Here is a 21639-nt window from a genome sequence, read left to right as displayed (position 1 = left end):
GCCATGCCGCTCCGTACGCCGCGCGCCGCGTGCCTCGTAGGGCCGGTCAGTCGTCCCAGAAGGGCCGGGCCCGGGCCGCGGCCGCCGCGATCTCCGCGCCGTCCAGCGGTGTGAAGCTGAGCTCCACGCCCAGCAGCGGCCACTCCACCGCGAGCTCGAAGAGCTGCGGCGGGGGCAGCGGCCAGAGCCAGAGCGCGTACTCGGTGTCGACGTTCTCGCCGGAGCCGCCGCCGCCCTCCTCGTTCAGCGCGAGCACCGGCCGTTCCGGGCGCTCCCCGGGCCACTCGTCCTCGTCGTCACGCTCGTCGACGGTGGTGACCACGCTGCCGTCCGCGAACCGCACCCCGAAGCGCAGCAACCCGTCCGGATGCCGGCCCTCCGCGGCCGCCGCCTCCGCCTGCGCCACCTGCCACGGGTCGTCGTCGAATCCCCACATGCCGCGGGAGACCAGCGCCCACTCCTCGCGGCTCATGCCGGGGCGGCGGCGGGCGCGCAGCCGCAGCCGGATCTCCACGCCGTCCGCGTAGGCGACGGCCTGGGTCGCGGCGATCACGAGATGGTCGTTGCGGGACAGCACGCGCTCCAGGGGCACGATGCCGCCGATGACGTCCTCGGGTGCACCCTCCCAGGGCACCCGTGCGAATGCCGGCTCATCGCCGGGTTCCTCGTCCCTCGGCCGGGGCGGCGGAAAGAAGGTCATACGGCCACGGTACGGCGGCGCCTTCCCGCGGTGTAACCGATTTACGGCGCGTCCGGAATATGAGAGATCCCGCCCGCATCGCGGACGGGATCTCTCCAGTGCTCCGAAGGCGCGACCGGTCAGTAGACCGGCTTCTCCGGCTCGATCTGGTTGACCCAGCCGATGACGCCGCCGCCGACGTGCACCGCGTCCGAGAAGCCCGCGGACTTCAGGACCGCGAGGACCTCGGCGGAGCGGACGCCCGTCTTGCAGTGCAGGACGATCTTCTTGTCCTGCGGCAGGTCCTGGAGGGCGTTGCCCATCAGGAACTCGTTCTTCGGGATCAGCTTGGCGCCGGGGATCGAGACGATCTCGTACTCGTTCGGCTCGCGGACGTCGATGATCTCGATCTTCTCGTCGCCGTCGATCATCTCCTTGAGCTGCTTCGGAGTGATCGTCGAGCCGAGCGCCGCCTCCTGGGCCTCGTCCGACACGACGCCGCAGAAGGCCTCGTAGTCGATGAGCTCGGTGACGGTGGCGTTGGGACCGCAGACCGCGCAGTTCGGGTCCTTGCGGACCTTGACCTGGCGGTACGTCATCTCCAGCGCGTCGTAGATCATCAGGCGGCCGACCAGCGGGTCGCCGATGCCGGCGAGCAGCTTGATGGCCTCGTTGACCTGGATGGAGCCGATCGAGGCGCACAGCACACCGAGGACGCCGCCCTCGGCGCAGGAGGGCACCATCCCGGGCGGCGGGGGCTCCGGGTACAGGCAGCGGTAGCAGGGGCCGTGCTCGGACCAGAACACCGACGCCTGGCCGTCGAAGCGGTAGATCGAACCCCAGACGTACGGCTTGTTCAGCAGCACGCAGGCGTCGTTGACCAGGTAACGGGTGGCGAAGTTGTCCGTACCGTCGACGATCAGGTCGTACTGCGCGAAGAGCTCCATGACGTTGGAGGAGTCCAGTCGCTCTTTGTGCAGGTTGACCGTGGTGTACGGGTTGATGCCGAGGACGGTGTCCTTCGCGGACTCCGCCTTGGAGCGGCCGATGTCCGCCTGGCTGTGGATGATCTGACGCTGCAGGTTCGACTCGTCGACCTCGTCGAACTCCACGATGCCGAGCGTGCCCACGCCCGCCGCGGCCAGGTACATCAGCGCGGGCGAGCCCAGGCCGCCGGCGCCGACACACAGCACCTTGGCGTTCTTCAGCCGCTTCTGCCCGTCCATCCCGACGTCGGGGATGATCAGGTGGCGGGAGTACCTGCGGACCTCATCGACGGTGAGCTCCGAAGCGGGCTCTACCAGGGGTGGCAGCGACACGGGGACTCCGTTGGTCGGTAATTCATGACAGTTGCTCTGCTGGTAACACTGCCACGCCCTTCTTCATTCCGAGACACCAGGTCCGATGCGCGAGACGAATTCGTCCCAGTAACCGGGCAGCGTCTGCCAGGCGTCCCCGGTGCCGGTGTCCCGGCGGTCGGTGAAGAAGACGGTGCCCGCGCCCTGCCACCGGGCGATGCGCAGCGCCTCCTCCAGGTGCGTGCGCGGCACGCCGTGCACCAGGTGGCAGAACCGCTCCGGCGGATGGTCCGCGGTCCATTCCGCCACCTGTGACCAGCGGTAATCCGTCCACGGACCGGCGAAGGTGATCAGCTGGTCGGCGCTCTCCGCGTACCCGGCACACGGGTGCTCGCCGTGCCGGAGGACGAGGTACGCGCCGTCCGTCAGGGCCCGCAGCGTAGTGGCGACGCGGCGGGTCTCGGCGAGGTGTGTCCGCTCTGTGGGACAGCGGTCCAGAAGGAAGCCGTCCACCTCGTACCAGTCGAGGTACCGGTGTGCCTCGGACACCAGCTCGCCGAAGCTCCGGGAGCCGTACGCCGTGTCCAGATGGCCGAGCAGCCGGGGGCCGGGCGGCCGCTCCCCGGTGTACCGGCGCTGACCGGCGGCTGCCTCCCGCAGCCGGGCGGCAGCGGCCAGACAGTGCGGATCGGGCCGGGAGCCGGGCCCGTCGGCGACGTTCAGCACCGCCCAGTGCAGCGGCCCGCCGCCGTACGGGCGCGGGCCTTCCTGGGCCAGCCGGTGCAGCTCGCCCCACTCGGCCGGGGCGAGCAGCGGATGCGCGTAACCGGGCACCCCGACCCCGAGCGGGCCGGCGCCGAGCGCCGCCTCCAGGCTCGGGGTCGGCGCGGTCAGATGCGACATGCGGCCTCCATCCAGATGTCCGCGAGCGACTCCTCCAGTCCGATGCGCGGACGCCAGCCGAGCCGGTCGCGGGCGGTCCGGACGTCGGCCTGCTGCCAGCTGCCGCAGCCGTCCGGGTACGGGTAGGCGGGCAGCCCGCCACCGGGATGGTCACCGCCCTGGCCGGGGATCGCGACCCGGCCCGGTGCGTGGCCCCCCGGGCCGTAACCGGGCGGCGTGTCCAGCTCGTGCAGCGCGCCGCCGAACCCGGCGACCCTGGCGAGCACGGCGGCGGTCTCACGCAGTCGTACGGCCTTGCCCGTGCCGATGTTCACCACACCCTGGGCGGCGGACAGCGAGGCGGCGTGCACGGCGCGCGCCACGTCGCGTACGTCGACGAAGTCCCGCTGCACGCCGAGCCCGCCGAGCTTCAGTTCACCCTCGCCGGACTGGATGGCGCGGCGCATCGCCTCGGCGAGCCTGCCCAGCGGCGACCCGGCCGGCGTACCCGGCCCGACCGGCGAGAAGATGCGCAGCACCACCGCGTCCAGGCCGGAGCCGAGCACCAGCTCGGTCGCGGCGAGCTTGCTCACGCCGTACGGGCCTCCGGGGCGCGGCACCGCGTCCTCGGCGGTGGACGAACCCGGCTGCGAGGGCCCGTACTCGGACGCGCAGCCGAGGTGCACCAGACGGGCACCGCAGCCGCTGCGCCGCAGCGACTCGCAGATCGTGGCGACCGCGACGGTGTTGTGCCGGGTCAGGTCGCGGGCGCCGCCTCGGGTGGCGCCGGCGCAGTTGATCACGACGCCGGGGTGCACCGCGTCCAGGAAGCGGGTGAGCGCGCCGGGACTGCCCGAGGCCAGGTCGAAACGGACGTCGGCGTCATCGCCGCGGCCGAGCGCGGTGAGCTGGACGGCGGGGTCGGCGAGCAGCCGGTCGGCGACGTGCCGGCCCAGGTACCCGTTGGCGCCGACGAGCAGGACCCTCATCGTGCGGCCCCCAGTTCTCGGGCGGCCGGAACGGCCGGGGCGGCGGCGTCCTGTTCCCGTACGGCCGGTTCACGTACGAACGGCTGCCGTACGAGCGGCTCTCGTCCGAGCGGTTCTCGTACGGCGTGGTGGACGGTCATCTGCGAGGGCTCCTCAGAGGGGGTCGTAAGGGGGTCGAAGGAGTACGGGCTGGGGGGTGACGACTGCGTGGCCGTCTGGCCGCGCGGGTCAGGGGGCGGCGGTCGCCGTGGGCGGGCCGGGCGGCGGGGTGCAGGCTCCGGACGGGAGCGCGGTGGTGCCGGGCGCCGCGGAGTGCGCCGACGCGCCGGTCAAGGCCCGCAGTCCGTACACGAACAGGCCGAGCGCGGCGGCGGCGCAGGCGACGGCCGGTACGACGGCGGGGCCGAGCAGACCGGCCGCCGTCTCCACGGGGCGGGCCACCACGTCCAGCGCGGGGAGCCGCCCGGCGGGCAGCGTGGCGAGCGCCACGGCCTCCAGCGCGCCGGCCGCTGCCAGCCCGGCGCCGGCGGCCCCTGGGAAGCCGTGGACGGTCAGGAGACGGGCGAGGAAGAGCAGTACGGCAAGGGCCAGGGCCGCGGCGAGGGGGGTGAGCGCGCGGAGCGGGGGCGGGTGCGCGGGGCCGCCGCCGAGCGTGCCGGACACGAGTCCGGCGAGGGCCAGCAGCGCGGCGACCGCGACCACGAAGAGCAGCGCCGTGCCGGCCAGCAAGGGCCGCATGCCGGCCGTGAACTCCCCGAGGCCGCGGCTGGCGACGAGCCGCCGCCGCCCGCGTACCGCGAACCGGCGTGCGCACCAGGCGGCGGGCGCGACCGCGCAGCACAGTGCGACCGCGACGGCCGTACCGTCCGGCGGCAGGCCGGGCAGACCCGGCAGGCGGGGCGGGGGGACGGCGGCCGGCGGGGCGGCGGTGAACAGCGTCCCGAGGGCGGCCTGCAGCCGGTCGGCGGACACGTCGGGGCCGCCGGACAGCAGCAGGCCGAACAGCCGGTCGCCGAAGAGCGCGTAACCGGCGAGCCAGCAGGTCCACAGGGCGGCCACGCGCCCGGTACGGTGCCCGCCGCCCAGCGGCCCGCCCCGCAGGCACAGCCGCAGCGCCAGAATGACGCACCCCGCGCCGACGGCGGCCAGGGCCGGGCGGACGTACGGCGCGGGCGCGGCACCCTGGACGGAGGCGACGGCGACCACGGTGGCCACGGCGAGCACGCCCGGCAGCATCTGCAGCGCCGCCCGGACCCGGCCGGCGGGCAGCGGTGCCGGGTCCGCGGGGCGCGGGACGGCCTCGGCGGCGTCGGCGCGCGGCACCCGGGCGTAGAGCTCCTCGGCGAGCGAGAAGACGTCACGGTGCCGGAAGCGGGCGGCCTCACGGTCGGTCACGCCGTGCGCCTCCAGCCCCGCCGCGATCTCCAACGGGTCCACGGCCCGTTCGCACAGCTCACGGTGGCGGTGCATCAGCTCCCGTACCGGGTCGGCCGGGCCTCTCCGGGGCGGGACCTTACGGGCGGGGCCCTCTCCGGAGGGCGCGTCCCGCGCCGCCTCAGGGGTGCGCCCGTCGCCCGGGCCCTGTGGTGCGTCGGCCGCGCCGCCTCCCGGTGCGGCGGCCCCACCTGAGCCGCCGCCGAGCATCGCGGCGGAGCGGCTGTCCCGGCCTCCGGGGCTCCGGGGGGTCATGGGGATGTCGGGCCGGTGCGCGGCCCGCGTCCGGTACGCGGTCATGCGTCGCCTCCTCCTCTCGTCCGGGCCGCGCCGGCCGGCTCCCGCGGCCCGGCGAGGTCCGGTCCCGCGGGCGGTCGGGCCCAGCTGGGGGTGTGGCCGCGGTCCTGCGGCGCGGACGACGGGCGGGTGGCGGACCAGCCGCCCGGCAGCTGCGATTCGGCGGTACGCGCGAAGAGGCGCGGCGCGCCGTCCGTGTCCCGCTCCGCGTGCAGCACCGGGATGTGCGACATCAGCTCCAGGTAAATGCCACGAAATGCCGCAATGTTCTGCTCGACGGTGAACAGTTCGAGGGCACGGGCGCGGGCCGCCGCACCCAGCCGGGCCCGCCGCTCCGGGGCACCCAGCAGGGCGACGCACGCCTCGGCCAGTGCCCGGGGGTTGCGCGGCGGCACGACCAGGCCCGTCCCGCCGATGACCTCGCACACCGCGCCCACGTCCGTGGACACCGTCGCGCGACCGCAGAACATCGCCTCCACCAGCGTCCTCGGAAAGCCCCCGACGTGACTGGAGAGCACCAGCACCGCACCCGCTTCGTAGGCGTCGGCCGGGCACGGCACCCCGGGGTCGCCGATCTCCTCGAACGAGACGGGGTTCTCGCCGACCGTGACCGCGTCGGCGGCCTCGTCCGGGAAGAGCTGCGCGGCCAGCGCCCGGCAGTGCGCCAGATAGGCGGCCGCCTCGGGGCCGGCTCCGGGCGAGCCGATGATGCGCAGGGACGCGTCCGGCTCGGCGGCGCGCACCTGCGCGAAGGCGTGCAGCAGCCCGATGAGGTCCTTCTCGGGCTCGACCGTCCCGACCCACACCAGGGTCTTGGACCCGTCGGCGGCGGCGTCCGGGACGGCGGCGAACGGGCCGGCGTCCATGCCCGGGTGGACCGTACGGAGCCGGTCACGGGGGGCACCGCACCGCTCCTGCCAGCGGCGGATGCGGGTGTTGCCGGGGGTGATCAGGTCGGCCCTGCGGTAGGTCTCGGTGGCCAGCGCGCCTTCGAAGGCCGCCAGCAGGGCGTGCACGGAAGCGCCGAGCGGTGCTGCGGCGCGCGCGAGGTAGTGCTCGCGCAGCCGGACGCCGTACTCCGTGACCAGGAGCGGAGTACCGCAGAAGCGTTTGGCCAGCAGTCCCGCGAGGGCTGCCGGGCCACCACACGTCACATGGCACAGGTCGACCCCGCCGAGGCCCTCCGCCGCGTCGCACCGGCCGCCCCGCCCCTCGCCGCAGCCGTCCTCGTACCGGCCGCCCCGCCCTTCGCCGTACCAGTCCAGCGACAGCGGGCGCAGCGCGGCTTCGAGCGCCTCGGTGACGGCCAGCAGATCGCTCACCTGGGCGGCGCGCGCCGCCGACAGGGCGCCGGGGGCCCGGCAGGCCGCTTCGAGGACGCGGACGGCCGTCTCGGAACGAAGCAGTTCGGGGAGCCTGCCGGTGCCGCGGGCGAGGTCGGCGAGTCCGTAGAGGCCGGCGGCGAAACGGTCCGCCTGCGCCCCCGCGCCGCCGTCCGCCACGCTCTTCCGCCCTTCACCGGCCGGGCTCGCGCCGCCGTCGGGCGACTCGCCCGGTGCCCCGCAGAACGCCGCCGTGAGGTCGGCGAAGTGCCGGGCGAAACGGCGTCGTTCGCGGCGGCCGACGGCGGTCGCAGCGCCACGCCGCCCGCCTCGGGCGCGCGAGCCGCCCGGCCACCGCCGGTGCTCGTCGGCCGGCTCGCGCCGCAGCGGCGCGGTGCGCACCACTCGGACCCGCCCGGCCGGCTCCTCCGGGAACGGCTCCGCAGCGGCGTCGCGCCCGAGCACGTACACCTCGAAGTCGTGGTCGGTGAGCCCGCGCACGAGCCGGTCGCACCAGGCGCGCGTCTCACCCGACGCGTACAGACCATCACCCTCGGTGATCAGACCGATGCGCACGAATGCACCCCCGTCCTCGGATCGGCGACCTTCGAGCGATGGCCGAATCGCCACCACCCGGGCCCTGACGCTACGCAGAAGCACCGGTGGTGCGATGGACGGTTGTCCGTCGCACCACCAAAAGGGGTGAAGAGGCGTAACTTTCCGACGAAGGTGACGTTCGGGTGCGCTACGTACGGGTTGTGCTAATCCGCGTGGCGGCGCTCCATGTGGCGATGCCTCGCAGTACCGCGCCTCACGCCGTCGGGAACGGCCAGGCGTTCGGGCGGCAGGTGGCGCCGTCCGTGGTGAGGAACTTGGTCTGCTGCATCATCACGGGGGCGAGCGCGCCCTGCCGGGGACAGCCCTCGTGGTCGTGGCCGAGCCGGTGGCCCACCTCGTGGTTGATCAGCATCTGCCGGTACGAGTACATCTTGTCGGGACCGTAGGTCTCGGCGCCGCGCGCCCACCGGTACGCGTTGATCATGACGCGCTCGGTCGCGGCGGAGTCGCAGGAGACCCGTTCCTGACTGGTGTCGAGACCGGACTTGGCGCACCACTCGTCCGTGGTCCCCGGACTCGCCAGGGTGATCACGAAGTCCGCCTTGCCCGAGGCGACGCGCTCGAACGTCCGCTGCCCTCCGTGCGCCCAGCTGCGTGCGTCGTTGAGCGTCTTGTGCACCGCCTCGGCGAACAGCTCGCCGTCCAGTCCGAGCCGGTCCTCGACGTCGACGCGGTAGCGCACGACGTGCCCCTTGCCCGGTGCCGCCGCGGCGCCGCCCGTCGGCCGGAAGGTCCCCGGCCCCTTCAGTTCGGGGGCGAGCGGGTAGACCTTGGCCATCTTGGCCGCGTACGTGGCGGGCGCCGCGGTGGACCCGGCACGGGGCACGGCCGCGTCCGCCTCGGGCGTGGTCTTCCCGCCGCTCACCGGGGGCTCCTGGGTGCCGTTCCTGCGGGCGTCGGCGACCTGGCCCGCAACCACCACCGCGAGCACCGTGATCACCGCGGCGGCGGCCACGCCGGTGAACGTGCGCCCCTTGGTACCCCGCCGCCGGCCCGCGTCACCGGACGCGTCCGGCGGCACTTCCTGTGCCCCGGACTCCGCTCCGTAGGCGGCGAGCTCCTCGTCCCCCTCGGGGCCGCGGGAGGACGGCCCCCGGGGCGAGGACGCGGGGGCCGGCCCTAGGGGTGCGTTCGAGGACGGTGCCGCCGGGCCGGCCGTCGGGGGCTGCGCGCCCCTCGGGGGACGCGGCGCACCCGGAGTGCCCGGCGCCCCCGGAGCGGGCCGGGCGCCCGGCGCACCCGCCGCGAAGAGGTCGTCGTCGGCGAAGGCGTCCAGGTACTCCTGGCGCGGACCCGGCCGGCGGCCGCCCGGATCGACCGGCGTACCGAGCACACCGGGCCGCGCGCCGCCCGTACCGCGCTGGTGCGGCACCAGGGGAACGCCCTGTGCGTGCGGGGGCTGCGGAGGGCGCGGGCCGCCACCGGTCTCCCACTCCCCCGGGTGGCCGCCCCGCACCGAAGGGCCGTCGGCGGGGCCGCCCTCGCCGCTGCGCCGCCTGCGTCCCGTGCCGCGCCCTGAGGCGCCCCGGGGGCCCGCAACGGGACCCTGGGCGGGCGACGTGGCCTCGCCGGCGCCCGCCTGCGTCCATGGCGCCGGGCGGGCAGCGGCGGACGCCCCGGTGGTGTCGTCGGTCTCCGTGATGTCGGTGGTCCCGTCCTGGGCCCGGCGGCTATGGCGTCCCACTCGGCCTTTCAGCTCCTGCCCGCATCGGCTGTCGTGTCACCCGGCGCGTCGTCGGCGCCGCCGCCCGAGGCGCCGCCGCCCGAGGCGCCCCCGGGCGGGGCGCCGCCCGTGCCGATGCCGGGCGGGATACCGCCCTTCCTGCCGTCCGCCGCGCCCTCGGAGGTCACGGGCTCGGTGTCGTCCAGCAGCTCGCGGACCGCCCGGGCGACCGTGGACGGGTACTCCATCATCGCGACGTGGCCCGCCTCGGGGAGCGTGAGCAGGCGCGAGCCCCGGAAGGCGGCGGCGGCCCGGCGCGCCATACGGAAGGAGACCAGCCGGTCCCGCCCGCCGTAGATGAGCAGGGTCGGCGCGAGGACGCGCTCCGCCTGCCGCCACAGGTTGTGCTGGCCGCCGATCGTGTAGGCGCTCACGATGCCGCGCGAGGCGCGCTCCATGACCTCCCAGAAGTACGGCAGCTGGAGCCGGCGCTCGGTCTCCTCGACCGCCGCGGCCACCTCCTCGGGCGTGGCCTTGCCGGGGTCGCCGTAACAGAGGGCCAGCACCTCACGGGTGCGGCGCTCGGCCGTCCACTCCCGTGTCAGGCGGCTGAAGAGGGTGGTCGCGCCGGGCAGCGCCAGCAGCCCCGTGGGCAGCGCGCTCAGCTGCGGCCGCAGTTCGGGGAGGGCGGGCGAGACCAGGGTGAGGGTCCGTACGAGGTCGGGGCGGACCGCGGCGATCCGGGTCGAGACCGCGCCGCCCATGGAGTTGCCGATGAGGTGCACGGGGCCGCGGCCGCGGTGGTCGAGGAAGCGGATGACCGTACGGGCCTGGCCGCTGATGGAGTAGTTGCCGTCGTCCGGAGGCGGGGAGTCGCCGAAGCCGGGCAGGTCGACGGCCTCGCCGTCCACCCGGTCGGCGAGCAGCGCCATCAGGGCCGACCAGTTCTGCGACGAGCCGCCGAGGCCATGGACGTACAGGGCGGGCGGCAGTCCCTCGCGCACTCTGGCGGGCGCGCGGACGCTGAGCGTGACGCCCGGCAGGCTCACGCTGCGCAGCGTCTCCTCGGCGCCGACATACGGGCCGGGCCCCCCGGGCGGCACCGGGAGCGCGGTTCGGGTGTCCGGCGGCTCCGTGGAAGACATGCGTCGATGTTACGAGACGATCACACCCCATCCGGTGTGTTCGCCATCACACGTCTCTCGCGTCACGGTCGGCACCCTCGTGGCGGCGCCGCTCCCCGGCCCGGCCGCGCGCCCCGGAACCGCCACCCGTTCGCGGCGCGTACCACGTCGCGCCGGACATTCCCCTCTCCTAGGCTCGTGTAAAGGACGCTCACCCAGGAAAGGGGAGCCACCATGCCTGTCGACCCCACAGAACCGGATACCTTCGACCAGGACGAGGTGACCGAAATCGGCGCGGAAGCACCCGAGGCGGACGCCCAGGAACAGCAAGCGGACCTCGCTCCGCACCATGACGACGCGCTGACCGGCGGTGACCCCGACGGAGCGAACGAAGCAGACCGCGCAGAACAGGCCCGGTTGGTCGAGCTCGACGAAGACGATTACCGGTGACCTGAACCGGTATGTCGGCTTCCCTCGGGCCCCGGGCGGATAAATTCTCGGCCTGGACCGCGCACAGCCTCGTTACCCAAAAGTACGATGGCGGGCGCGGTGCACCGTGCTGTGTGCATCTCGTACGGAACGACACTGGGAGGCGGCGTGAGCGCCATCGAGCAGACAGAGGCCGCGCGCCCTCGGGGCACGCGCCTGCCGCGCCGAGCGCGGCGCAACCAGCTCCTGGGCGCTGCACAGGAAGTCTTCGTGGCACAGGGGTACCACGCTGCGGCGATGGACGACATCGCCGAGCGGGCCGGCGTCAGCAAGCCGGTGCTCTACCAGCACTTCCCCGGCAAGCTCGACCTCTATCTCGCCCTGCTGGACCAGCACTGCGAGGCGCTGCTGCACTCGGTGCGGACGGCGCTGGCGTCCACCACGGACAACAAGCAGCGGGTCGCGGCGACGATGGACGCGTACTTCGCGTACGTGGAGGACCCGGGCGGCGCGTTCCGACTGGTGTTCGAGTCGGATCTGACCAACGAGACGGCCGTCCGGGAGCGCGTGGACCGGGTCTCGCTGCAGTGCGCCGAGGCGATCAGCGACGTGATCGCCGAGGACACCGGGCTGTCCAAGGAAGAGTCCATGCTGCTGGCGGTGGGCCTGGGCGGCGTGTCTCAGGTGGTCGCGCGGTACTGGCTCTCCAGTGAGCGCACGGTCACCCGTGACACGGCGGTGCAGCTGCTGACGTCGCTGGCCTGGAAGGGCATCGCGGGCTTCCCGCTGCACGGCACCGAAGGCCACTGAGAACAGGCACGCGCCCCGTATCCGGAGCGGGCGTCGGCCGCCCCTGAAACGGACGCCGACGCCCGCCACGGAGGCCCTCCCGGATGCCGGACGGGCACCTGCGGCTCCCGTGTTCGCTGCGGGCGTGCTCCGTGACGTCCTGTCCGTCCCCGTACCGGGCTAATGTGTGCTGCGTACGGCGCGGATCGTCGCGCACCCCGCCCCCTGGTCAGCCCGGGGGGACCGAGACCGTCGGAGGGACATAAGCCGTGGAGGTCAAGATCGGCGTGCAGCACGCGCCCCGCGAGATCGTCCTGGAGAGCTCGCAGTCTGCCGAGGAGGTCGAGAGCGCGGTGTCCGCCGCGCTGGCCGGCAAGTCGCAGCTGCTGAGCCTGGAGGACGAACACGGCCGCAAGGTCCTGGTGCCGGCGGACCGCCTGGCGTACGTCGAGATCGGCGAGCCGGCCGGGCGCAAGGTGGGCTTCGGCGCGCTGTAGGACGCTGCCGCAGCACAGCACGTAGGACGGGCGGCGGCCCGGGGAGACGTTCCCCGGGCCGCCGCCCGTCGTGCGTGCGCCCCCTGCCCGCGCCGTCCGCCACCGACGCGTACTTTTCCCAGCTCGGGACCGTGATCGCACCTTTGTCCGGCCCGGCACGATTGCCCGTGGCGCCCCTTGGGTACGACCGCCCACGAACGACAGTGACACCGCCGCATCACGACGGCGTCATCGCGCGGGAGGGGAACCATGATCTTCGAAGTGCTCGGCGCCGCCGCCCTGGGCCTCGCCATCGCCCTCGCCGCCGTGCGGCGACTGCCCGGCCGCTTCCCGTCACGGAGCCTGACGCTGGCCACGGGGCCCGGCGCGGCCGTCTTCGGCGCGCTGGTGGCCCACACGGTCCTGGGCCCCGGGTGGGCCCCCGCCGTCCTGCTCGCAGCCGTGGGGGTCTGCGCCGCACTGCTCTCGCTGCTGATGCGTCCCGAGCCCCGGCCGGGGGCCCGTCGGCTGCGCCGGTCAGCGCCGGCCTGACGAGCCCGGGGAGACCGGGCCGCGGTCCGGTGCGGACGGACCGTGACGGACGCTTTCCGGCCGATGTACGGGCGGAGAAACGGCGCGTTCCGCACGGTGGGCCCCGCACCGCGCGACGCGGTACGGGGCCCACGGCGTGAGCTTCCTCGGAGGAGAACGGGCGGCCCGGCCGGACCGCCCGGGCCGCCGCCAGGACTCAGGCGGCCAGCCCCAGGGCCGCCATCCGCTTGGTGTGCGCCTCGGTGATGCGCGAGAACATCCGGCCGACCTCCGCCAGGTCGAAGCCGTCGGCGACCCCGCCGACCAGCATCGTGGAGAGCGCGTCGCGCTCCGCGACCACCCGCTGCGCCTGCGAGAGCGCCTCGCCCATCAGGCGGCGCGCCCACAGCGCGAGCCGGCCGCCGACCCGCGGGTCGGCCTCGATGGCCGCGCGGACCTTCTCGACGGCGAAGGAGGCGTGCCCTGTGTCGTCCAGCACACCGAGCACCAGCTCCTTGGTGTCGGAGTCCAGCCGGGCCGCCACCTCACGGTAGAAGTCGCTGGCGATGGAGTCGCCCACGTACGCCTTGACCAGGCCCTCCAGCCAGTCCGACGGCGCGGTCTGGCGGTGGAACTCGTCCAGCGCCGCGGCGAACGGCTCCATGGCCGCGTTGGGCTCCGCGTCGATCTGCGCGAGCCGCTCCCGCAGCCGCTCGAAGTGGTGGAACTCCGCCGACGCCATCTTCGCCAGCTCCGCCTTGTCGTCCGTCGTGGACGCCAGCTTGGCGTCCTCGGCCAGCCGCTCGAAGGCGGCCAGCTCGCCGTACGCGAGGGCGCCGAGCAGGTCGACGACCGCGGCGCGGTACTGCGGGTCGGCGGCGGCCTGCTCCCAGGTCCGGGCGGCGATCCCGGTGGGTTCGTCGGGCGTGGCGGGGGCGTCGGCGGTGGCGTTGTCAGGCGTCTCCATGGAGCGCACAATAGCCCGCCCCGCAACCCGGGGAAGGGCCTGGTCAGCCTCTCGGGTCCCACCCGACCGAACGATTGCCCGGACACACATGCGCTCATCCGGGGTATGGTGGTATTGAGCCCGCCGACTATCGGTGGGTCTGCCACGCATGCGGATGCCCGGTCGGTGGCCCGATCGGCTCCCACACCCGACCGCCCTCTGTTGCGGCGCGTACGAGACGTACGCGCGGCAGGAGGGACACCGCTCGCGGCACGAGCGCCTGAGCGAAGGCAGTGGTCCCGCGCCATCCGGCCCTAGGAGGCCGGGCCGCGCCGAGTACGACCCGTACGACGGTGAGAAGGCACGGTTGATCCCCTTCGACGCCTCGCGCCGCGACTCACAGAAGAGGCAAGCATCCTGTCTACGTTCCGAGACCTCGGGATCCTCCCCGAGACCGCCGAAGCCCTCGAGGCCGTCGGCATCACGACCCCGTTCCCCATCCAGGCCATGACCCTCCCGGTCGCCCTCTCCGGCTCCGACGTCATCGGCCAGGCCAAGACCGGCACCGGCAAGACGCTGGGCTTCGGTCTGCCGCTCCTGGAGCGCGTCACCGTCCCCGCCGACGTCGAGTCCGGCCGGGCGGAGCCCGAGCAGCTGACCGACGCGCCGCAGGCCCTGGTCGTCGTCCCCACCCGTGAGCTGTGCCAGCAGGTCACCAACGACCTGCTGACCGCCGGCAAGGTCCGTAACGTCCGCGTCCTCGCCATCTACGGCGGCCGCGCGTACGAGCCGCAGGTCGAGGCGCTCCAGAAGGGCGTCGACGTCGTCGTCGGCACCCCGGGCCGCCTCCTGGACCTCGCGGGCCAGAAGAAGCTGAACCTCTCCCAGGTCCGCGCCCTGGTCCTGGACGAGGCCGACGAAATGCTCGACCTCGGCTTCCTGCCGGACGTCGAGAAGATCATCCAGCAGCTGCCGGCCAAGCGGCAGACCATGCTGTTCTCCGCGACCATGCCCGGCCAGGTCATCTCGCTGGCCCGGCGCTACATGTCGCAGCCGACCCACATCAGCGCCACCTCGCCCGACGACGAGGGCGCCACGGTCGCCAACATCACCCAGCACGTCTTCCGCGCGCACTCCATGGACAAGCCGGAGATGGTCTCGCGCATCCTGCAGGCCGAGGGCCGCGGGCTCGCGATGATCTTCTGCCGTACGAAGCGCACCGCGGCGGACATCGCCGACCAGCTCGCGCGCCGCGGCTTCGCCTCCGGCGCCGTCCACGGCGACCTCGGCCAGGGCGCCCGCGAGCAGGCGCTGCGCGCGTTCCGCAACGGCAAGGTCGACGTCCTCGTGTGCACCGATGTCGCGGCGCGCGGCATCGATGTCGAGGGTGTGACGCACGTCATCAACTACCAGTCCCCCGAGGACGAGAAGACCTACCTGCACCGCATCGGCCGTACGGGCCGGGCGGGCGCCAAGGGCACCGCCGTCACGCTGGTCGACTGGGACGACATCCCGCGCTGGCAGCTGATCAACAAGGCGCTGGACCTGCCGTTCAACGACCCGGAGGAGACCTACTCCACCTCCGCGCACCTCTACGAGCTGCTGAACATCCCCGAGGGCACCAAGGGCGTGCTGCCGCGCTCGGAGCGCACCCGCGCGGGCCTGGCCGCCGAGGAGGTCGAGGACCTCGGCGAGACCGGCGGCCGCGGCCGCGGCGGTCCGCGCCGGGACGGCCGTGAGCAGCGCGAGGAGGAGCGCCCGCAGCGTACGCGTACGCCGCGCAAGCGCCGTCGTACGCGCAGTGGCGCCCCCGTCGAGGCCGGCGCCGAGACCGGTGCCGCGGCGCCGCAGGGCGACGAGGCCGCCGAGGCCGCGGCCGACACCGCCGAGGGCACGGCCGCACCCCGTCAGCTGCGCCGCCGTCGCCGCACCCGCAGCGGGGCTTCCGCCGCCACGTCCGCCGCCGCCACGACCGCGACCGCCACCGCGCACGCCGTGGCCGAGCCCGCGCCGGCCGCCGCCGAGCAGGCCGAGCCGGTCAAGAAGGCGGAGACCGCGGTGGACACCGCCGAGGGCACCGTCACCGCGGCCGTCCCGGCGCAGGCCACCGGCCCGGACACCACCGGCCCGGACACCACGCAGGAGGCGCCGGCCAGGCCGCGCCGCCGTCGCAGCCGCGGCACCCGCGCCACGCAGGGCACGGCCGACGGGACCGTGGCCGCCCCCGCCGCGAGCCGGACCCCCGTGACCAGGACTCCGGCGCCCCGGCGCCCGGTCGTGGTCACGAAGGAGGACACCTCCGTGGGCTTCCAGACGGTCGAGGTCGCCGCGCGGCGCCTGGCCGCCGAACGCCGCGCCGCCGAGGAGGCCGCGAAGAAGGCCGCCGAGCGCGCCACCGCGGAGAGCGTCGCCACGGAACCGGCGCCGGCCGAGGCCGCCGAGGACGCGCCGGCCGCCGAGCCGCGCCGTACGCGGAAGACGGCCGCCAAGAAGACCACCGCGAAGGCCGAGGCCGCCGTCGAGGCCGCCGAGGGCACGGACGCGCAGGACGACGAGGCCCCGGCCAAGCCGCGCCGTACGCGCAAGGCCGCCGCCAAGAAGGCGGAGGCCGCGGTGGACACCGCCGAGGGCACCGAGCCCGCGGCCGAGGCGACCGCCGAGGCCCCGGCCGAGCCCCGCCGGACGCGCAAGACCGCCGCGAAGAAGACCACCGCGAAGGCCGAGGCCGCCGTCGAGGCCGCCGAGGGCACGGACGCGCAGGACGAGGCCCCGGCCAAGCCGCGCCGTACGCGCAAGGCCGCCGCCAAGAAGGCGGAGGCCGCGGTGGACACCGCCGAGGGCACCGAGCCCGTGGCCGAGGCGACCGCCGAGGCCCCGGCCAAGCCCCGCCGGACGCGCAAGACCGCCGCCAAGAAGACCGCCGAGAAGGCCGAAGCGGCCACCGGGGACGACGCGACGGATGAGGTTCCGGCCAAGCCGCGCCGGACGCGCAAGACCACGGCCAAGAAGACGGCGGCGCCCGCCGAGGCCTCGGCCGAGGGCTGATCCGCAGGCCACCGACGGCCCCGTACCGCTCAGGCGGTGCGGGGCCGTCGTCCGTGGCGCGCGGCCCGGGGAGCGGAGGTCATCTCTCCGGCACCCGCCGGTCACACGCGCCGGATAGCCTCGGGGCCATGAGTAGGCCTCCGTTCCTCGATCTGCCCGCGTGCGCCGGTGCGTACCGACTCGCCACCGCGCGAGGTGAGTTCGCGGTGCACGACGCGCGTCCCGACGGTCCGGTACGCGGCACCGCCCTGCTGGTACCGGGCTTCACCGGCAGCAAGGAGGACTTCCTCCCGCTGCTCGCACCGCTGGCGGCGGCCGGGTACCGCACCGTGGCCGTGGACGGCAGAGGCCAGTACGAGACCCCCGGCCCGCGCGAGGAACAGGCTTACACGCAGGGCGAGTTGGCGCGGGACATCGCCGCGCAGGCGGCCGCGCTCGACGCCGGCCCGGTGCACCTGCTGGGCCATTCGCTCGGCGGGCTGCTGGCGCGGGCCGCGGTGCTCGACGACGCCGCGCCGTACCGCTCGCTGACCCTGCTGAGTTCGGGCCCCGCGGCGGTCGCCCCCGAGCAGCGGGCCCGCGCCAAGATGCTGATCGACGCGCTGACCACGATGAGCATGGAGGCCGTCTGGCAGGCGATGCGGGACCTGGACCCGCCGGAGGCGGCGGGCGAGACCACCCCGCCGGTGATCGCCGAGTTCCTGCACCGCCGCTGGCTCGGCACCGTGCCGGAGCAGCTGATCGGCACCGCGCGGCAGATAGCGGGCGAGCCGGACCGGGTGGCCGCGCTGGCCGCCGTACCGCTGCCCAAGCACGTACTGTCCGGGGCCGTCGACTACGCCTGGCCGGTGCCGCTGATGGACGAGATGGCCGCGCGGCTCGGTGCCCGCCGTACGGTCATCGCGGGCGCCGAGCACTCCCCCAACGTCGAGCGGCCGGCGGAGACGGCGGCGGCCCTGGTGTCCTTCTGGGACGCGGCCGGGGACGGCACCGCCGGGCGGTAGCCGGGTGCGGGGCGGCTCAGAACTGCGCGCGTACGTGCTCCCAGAAGCCGTCCCGCAGCACCCGCCGGAGATCCGCGTACGGGCGCAGGGAGTGCCGCAGCAGCCCCTCGGCGGTGGTCAGCAGGTCCTGGTCGACGGCGCCCGGGAGGTAGGGGTGGCCGGGCAGCAGGTCGGCCGTCCAGTCGCGGCCGCGGGAGGCCAGCCACTGGGCGGCGACCTGTGCGCCGACGAAGCGGACGTCCTCGCGGCTGGGCGCCGGGCCGTCGTCGGCCGGTCCTGCGGGGCCGCCGTCGTGGAGGGTGCGCTCGGTGACGTACGGCTTGCAGAACTCCAGGTCGAAGGTGCGCTGGCTGTCGACCTCCCAGAGCAGCGGCTCGGCCTGGTTGCGCCCGTCGACGGCCTCGATGCCCCACAGGTGCACCCGCGCGCCGTACCCCTGGGCCGCCTCGACCGCGGAGACCAGGTCCTCGTCGCCGCCGATGAGGACGGCGTCGCTGATGGCGCGGTGCCGGGCGAGCGACTCCAGGTCGGAGCGGATCAGGGAGTCGACGCCCTTCTGCTGGTTGTTGGCGTTGAGGTTGCCGAGCCTGACCTTGACGTCGGGGAGCTCGGCGATGGACTGCTGCTCCAGGGTGTGGATGCGGCGCCGCGCGCCGTCGTACCAGTACACCCGCAGCAGCCGGCTGTCCGGGAAGACCGTGCGGGTCATCTCGATGAAGGCGTCGATGATCCCCTCGGCGTCCAGGTCGAAGGAGCGGCGGTCCTCCGTGCCGGTGACCAGCCGGCCGGCCGCGGCGTACAGATAGCCCGCGTCGACGAAGACCGCGTGTGTGGAAGGGGTCGTGGCGACCTCGGCCAGGACGCGGTTGAGCAGCTCGTTGGTGCGCTCGATGCCCGCCACGACAGCGGCGAGGTCGGTGGGGCCCACGGGCCGGACGTCGTCGTTCATACCGGTTCGATTCTCCTGGCGGGTACGGGGGAGACACAACCGGCCGGGTGCCGTGGGACGACTGAACTTACTTGTGAGTAATTAGACACTCGAAAATTTTCCTTAGCGTAGGGAATTATTGCTCAGGGCACATCGTTGTCACAGGTGGCGCGCCTGACACAGACGACAGGCACCCGCGCCGCCCAGCAGTTCTCCTCAGGAGGATCAGACGAAGGGAGAAGCCCTTTATGCGCTTCGAGATCATGCGCCTTGACGATGTCAACGGCACGGCCGTGGACAGCACCGTCGTGGACGCCGCCTCCGTCAACCGGATCGTGCAGCAGGCCGCCGCCATCGGCCAGCGCATCTACATCCGCCCCGCCGATTCCGCGGCGGCCGCTTCGTAACGCGGCCCCGCCCCCCGGCCCGCCGGCTCGCCGGCCGGCCGACAGCAGCGCCCCCGTACGGACGATCCGTACGGGGGCGGCGTGTTTCCGGGGCGCGGCGGCGGTCCTGGCGTACGTGGCTCAGGCGCCGTTGACCACCTGGGTCACCCCGTTGATGATCTGCTGCACGGCCAGCGCGGAGAGCATCATCCCCGCGAGGCGCGTCACCAGCACCACCCCGCCGTCCTTGATCACTCGAATGATCACCAGCGAGAAGCGCATCACCAGCCACAGCACCACGTGGATCGCGGCGATCGCCGCCCAGACCGAGACCTGACCGGTGACCCCGTCGGCGTGCTGCACGGCGAGGATCACCGACACGATCGCACCGGGCCCGGCCAGCAGCGGCATGCCCAGCGGCACCAGCGCCACGTTGACGTCCTTGGTCTGCGTCGGCTCCTCCGACTTCCCCGTCAGCAGGTCGAGCGCGATCAGCAGGAGCAGCAGCCCGCCCGCGATCATCAGCGCGGGCGTGGAGATGTGCAGGTAGGCCAGGATCTGGCGGCCGCAGACGCCGAAGACGGCGATGACACAGAACGCGACCGCCGCCGCCTGCCAGGCCATCCGGCGCTGCACCTTGGCCGGGCGGCCCGAGGTCAGGGCGAGGAAGATCGGGGTGATTCCGGGGGGATCCATGATCACGAACAGTGTGAGGAACAGGGATCCGAAGACGGCGAGGTCGAGCACGGTGATGGCCTTGCGGTGGTACGGAAGCACGCGCGCGGCACGGCGCGCGGGCGAGCGGAAGAGGACGGCGCGGGGCGCCGGAGGAGAGCCCGGGAAGGGCGGAAAGGTGTACGGCCGGGCGGGCCGGGTCAGCCGCCGGCGCCCGGCACGGGGAACGCGCCGGTCGCCCGGCGCACGATCTCCCCGTAGATCTCCGGGTCGGTGGTGTACTCGCCGAGCCGGCAGGTCTTGCGGCTGCCGTGGTAATCGCTGGAGCCGGTGGTGAGCACGCCGAGGTCGGCGGCGATGCCGCGCAGCCGGTCGCGGGTCGGCGCGTCGTGGTCCATGTGGTCGACCTCGATGCCGTCCAGCCCGGCGGCGGCCAGCTCGGCCATCGCGCTCTCGGGAACGCACACGCCGCGCTTGACGGCCAGCGGGTGCGCGAAGACGGTGACCCCGCCCGCGGCCTTGACCAGCCGGACCGCCTCGAAGGGGTCCAGCTCGTGCTTCTCGACGTACGCCCGGCCGTCGTTGGCCAGCCACTCGGGGGTGAAGGCGTCGGAGACGGTCGGCACGACGCCCAGCTCGACCATGGCGGTGGCGATGTGCGGCCGGCCGACGGCGCCGTCACCGGCGATCCGGGCCACCTGCTCCCAGGTGACGGGGACGCCCAGCTCCTGGAGCTTGGCGACCATGCCCTGGGCGCGGGGGATCCGGTCGTCCCGTACGAGCTCCCGCTCACGGGCGAGCTCGGGCTCGTCGGGGTCGAAGAGGTAGGCCAGCATGTGCAGGCTGATGCCGTCGCCGCTGCCGTCGCGCGCGGGCAGCCGGCAGGACAGCTCGGCACCGGTCACGAGCGTCAGCCCGGGCGGCAGCGCGGCCCTGGCCTCGGCGTGCCCGCCGACGGTGTCGTGGTCCGTGAGCGCGACGACGTCCAGCCCGGCGTCGGCGGCATTGCGTACCAGCTCGGCCGGGGTGTCCGTGCCGTCGGACGCGGTGGAGTGGGTGTGCAGGTCGATACGCACGACACGGACTCCAGACGCGGACGGGGCGGCGGACCGGGCAACGGCCGGACAGGGCGCCGGACAACAGGGGACGCCCAAAGGATAACCGCCGCACGTCCGGCTACCCGTCGGCCGGACGTGACACCGCTCTCAGTGCGCCAGGGAGCGGTCCGCCGTCCGCGGGGGCCCTCAGGACAGGATGCGCGGGGACAGCGCGCCGCACGGCAGCAGGTCGACCTCGGCCCCCGCGTCCCGCAGGTCGGTGAGGACCAGCTCGTCGTACATCAGCATCCCGGACTGCTCGGGCCAGACGACCGCCCACAGCCACAGCCCGCGCGCCTCGCCCGCGAAGACGGCACGGTCCTCGGGAACGCCCTCGACGTGCCACAACGGGGTCGGCCGGCCCGCGGCCATCACCTTGGCGTGCGGCGGCTCCTCCACCCGCATGCGCGCGCCCGGGTCCGGGCCCTCGATACCGGCGTACCGGGCGCCGAGACCCACGCCGAGCTCCTCGGCGACCAGCACCAGCTCGCCGGGGCCGCCCAGCGGCCCGGGACCCGAGCAGGCCACCGCGGTCGCCCGGCCGCCGCTGCGGTCGTCCCCGGCGCAGGCCACGCCCGTGAACAGCCAGCCCACCGGCAGCGGCCACGGCATCCATACGGGAACGCGCGCGCGATTGACCACGACGGCCAGCGCTTCGACGCTCGGCGGCACGACCGGCTGGAGTGGGTGCACGGTGCCGTGCACGCCGCACTGCCAGGAGTCGGCAAAGAGACCGGGCGCCCGCACCCGGCCACCGCACTTCGGGCAACTGGGTTCGCCCCTCATAGGGCTCAACGGTCCTCCAGGGCCGCCCGCGCGTCAAGGACGATCACCCGTCCGGGCTGTCCGGCGCCGCTCCGTCAGGTGCAGTCGGCATGCATGGGGTGTCCGCCTTGTCCCGTGCAGGCGCCCACCACGTCGGCACGGCAGAAAGGGCGCCCGGAAGGGCGCGCAGCCACAGACTCCGTCGCCACCGGCCACATTCGAGCCACTGAGGCACTGACATCACGCCAACTTCGTACCGTGG

General features: G+C 74.3%; 21 protein-coding genes. 7 read left to right on the top strand and 14 right to left on the bottom strand.

Going from position 1 to position 21639, the window contains the following annotated elements; genetic code table 11:
* Window positions 1-46: 46 nt before the first annotated feature.
* The 9 genes from AAC944_RS23975 to AAC944_RS23935 form a co-directional block, all read right to left on the bottom strand.
* On the bottom strand, window positions 47-700 hold the full coding sequence (locus tag AAC944_RS23975) for a hypothetical protein (RefSeq protein WP_030619458.1): 654 nt from the start codon (window positions 698-700) through the stop codon (window positions 47-49).
* 119 nt (window positions 701-819) lie between these two features.
* Window positions 820-1998 (bottom strand): adenylyltransferase/sulfurtransferase MoeZ, encoded by a 1179-nt coding sequence (gene moeZ / locus AAC944_RS23970; protein ID WP_030619462.1) that lies wholly within the window; start codon window positions 1996-1998, stop codon window positions 820-822.
* A 63-nt stretch (window positions 1999-2061) separates the two neighbouring features.
* On the bottom strand, window positions 2062-2880 hold the full coding sequence (locus AAC944_RS23965) for a spherulation-specific family 4 protein (protein ID WP_030619468.1): 819 nt from the start codon (window positions 2878-2880) through the stop codon (window positions 2062-2064).
* Window positions 2868-3848 (bottom strand): NAD-dependent epimerase/dehydratase family protein, encoded by a 981-nt coding sequence (locus AAC944_RS23960; RefSeq protein WP_030619469.1) that lies wholly within the window; start codon window positions 3846-3848, stop codon window positions 2868-2870. Before AAC944_RS23960 ends, AAC944_RS23965 begins: the two co-directional genes overlap by 13 nt.
* Window positions 3845-3988 carry a hypothetical protein gene (locus AAC944_RS23955; RefSeq protein WP_196943155.1) on the bottom strand — a complete coding sequence of 48 codons (144 nt, stop codon included), beginning with the start codon at window positions 3986-3988 and terminating at the stop codon, window positions 3845-3847. The genes AAC944_RS23960 and AAC944_RS23955 overlap by 4 nt, the downstream gene beginning before the upstream one ends.
* An 88-nt stretch (window positions 3989-4076) precedes the next feature.
* Window positions 4077-5582 (bottom strand): hypothetical protein, encoded by a 1506-nt coding sequence (locus AAC944_RS23950; protein ID WP_063759990.1) that lies wholly within the window; start codon window positions 5580-5582, stop codon window positions 4077-4079.
* Window positions 5579-7477, bottom strand: coding sequence for a glycosyltransferase (locus AAC944_RS23945; protein WP_051872079.1), 1899 nt, complete (start codon window positions 7475-7477; stop codon window positions 5579-5581). The genes AAC944_RS23950 and AAC944_RS23945 overlap by 4 nt, the downstream gene beginning before the upstream one ends.
* A gap of 235 nt (window positions 7478-7712) precedes the next feature.
* Window positions 7713-9203: a DUF3152 domain-containing protein gene (locus tag AAC944_RS23940; RefSeq protein WP_368396430.1), complete on the bottom strand. Its 1491-nt coding sequence runs from the start codon at window positions 9201-9203 to the stop codon at window positions 7713-7715.
* A gap of 8 nt (window positions 9204-9211) precedes the next feature.
* A complete protein-coding gene (locus AAC944_RS23935; protein WP_051872082.1) occupies window positions 9212-10327 on the bottom strand; it encodes an alpha/beta fold hydrolase in 1116 nt (371 codons plus the stop codon).
* Between the two features lie 213 nt (window positions 10328-10540).
* Here AAC944_RS23935 and AAC944_RS23930 point away from each other — a divergent pair, with 213 nt between their 5' ends.
* The 4 genes from AAC944_RS23930 (at window position 10541) to AAC944_RS23915 (ending at window position 12552) form a co-directional block, all read left to right on the top strand.
* Window positions 10541-10756 carry a hypothetical protein gene (locus AAC944_RS23930; protein WP_030619483.1) on the top strand — a complete coding sequence of 72 codons (216 nt, stop codon included), beginning with the start codon at window positions 10541-10543 and terminating at the stop codon, window positions 10754-10756.
* A 147-nt stretch (window positions 10757-10903) separates the two neighbouring features.
* Window positions 10904-11545, top strand: a complete 642-nt coding sequence (locus AAC944_RS23925; RefSeq protein WP_030619486.1) for a TetR/AcrR family transcriptional regulator — start codon at window positions 10904-10906, stop codon at window positions 11543-11545.
* A 248-nt stretch (window positions 11546-11793) separates the two neighbouring features.
* Window positions 11794-12021, top strand: coding sequence for a DUF3107 domain-containing protein (locus tag AAC944_RS23920; protein ID WP_030619489.1), 228 nt, complete (start codon window positions 11794-11796; stop codon window positions 12019-12021).
* 249 nt (window positions 12022-12270) lie between these two features.
* On the top strand, window positions 12271-12552 hold the full coding sequence (locus AAC944_RS23915) for a hypothetical protein (protein WP_030619504.1): 282 nt from the start codon (window positions 12271-12273) through the stop codon (window positions 12550-12552).
* A gap of 196 nt (window positions 12553-12748) precedes the next feature.
* Here the strand turns inward: AAC944_RS23915 and AAC944_RS23910 are convergent, their stop codons facing one another.
* Window positions 12749-13498 (bottom strand): ferritin-like fold-containing protein, encoded by a 750-nt coding sequence (locus AAC944_RS23910; protein ID WP_030619507.1) that lies wholly within the window; start codon window positions 13496-13498, stop codon window positions 12749-12751.
* Window positions 13499-13984: 486 nt separating this feature from the next.
* On the opposite strand from AAC944_RS23910, the gene AAC944_RS23905 reads away from it, so the two are divergent.
* Together AAC944_RS23905 and AAC944_RS23900 are read left to right on the top strand one after the other, a co-directional pair.
* Window positions 13985-16522, top strand: a complete 2538-nt coding sequence (locus tag AAC944_RS23905; RefSeq protein WP_037772825.1) for a DEAD/DEAH box helicase — start codon at window positions 13985-13987, stop codon at window positions 16520-16522.
* Between the two features lie 128 nt (window positions 16523-16650).
* Window positions 16651-17526, top strand: a complete 876-nt coding sequence (locus AAC944_RS23900) for an alpha/beta fold hydrolase (RefSeq protein ID WP_030619513.1) — start codon at window positions 16651-16653, stop codon at window positions 17524-17526.
* 16 nt (window positions 17527-17542) lie between these two features.
* Here the strand turns inward: AAC944_RS23900 and AAC944_RS23895 are convergent, their stop codons facing one another.
* Window positions 17543-18475 (bottom strand): NYN domain-containing protein, encoded by a 933-nt coding sequence (locus tag AAC944_RS23895; protein WP_030619518.1) that lies wholly within the window; start codon window positions 18473-18475, stop codon window positions 17543-17545.
* Between the two features lie 227 nt (window positions 18476-18702).
* Here AAC944_RS23895 and AAC944_RS23890 point away from each other — a divergent pair, with 227 nt between their 5' ends.
* Window positions 18703-18861: a DUF8834 family protein gene (locus tag AAC944_RS23890; RefSeq protein ID WP_181138532.1), complete on the top strand. Its 159-nt coding sequence runs from the start codon at window positions 18703-18705 to the stop codon at window positions 18859-18861.
* 120 nt (window positions 18862-18981) lie between these two features.
* Here the strand turns inward: AAC944_RS23890 and AAC944_RS23885 are convergent, their stop codons facing one another.
* The 3 genes from AAC944_RS23885 to AAC944_RS23875 form a co-directional block, all read right to left on the bottom strand.
* The gene (locus AAC944_RS23885) at window positions 18982-19587 is read right to left on the bottom strand and encodes a MarC family protein (protein WP_030619520.1); all 606 of its coding nucleotides are present in this window, start codon (window positions 19585-19587) and stop codon (window positions 18982-18984) included.
* Window positions 19588-19715: 128 nt separating this feature from the next.
* Window positions 19716-20591, bottom strand: coding sequence for a PHP domain-containing protein (locus AAC944_RS23880; protein ID WP_030619522.1), 876 nt, complete (start codon window positions 20589-20591; stop codon window positions 19716-19718).
* 168 nt (window positions 20592-20759) lie between these two features.
* Complete coding sequence (locus AAC944_RS23875) at window positions 20760-21398, bottom strand: DUF6758 family protein (protein WP_030619527.1); 639 nt, start codon at window positions 21396-21398, stop codon at window positions 20760-20762.
* Window positions 21399-21639: the final 241 nt, after the last annotated feature.

It is taken from the genome of Streptomyces sclerotialus (genome assembly GCF_040907265.1).
GTDB classification, from domain to species: Bacteria; Actinomycetota; Actinomycetes; order Streptomycetales; family Streptomycetaceae; genus Streptomyces; species Streptomyces sclerotialus.
This window is presented reverse-complemented; position numbering and strand designations above follow the sequence as displayed.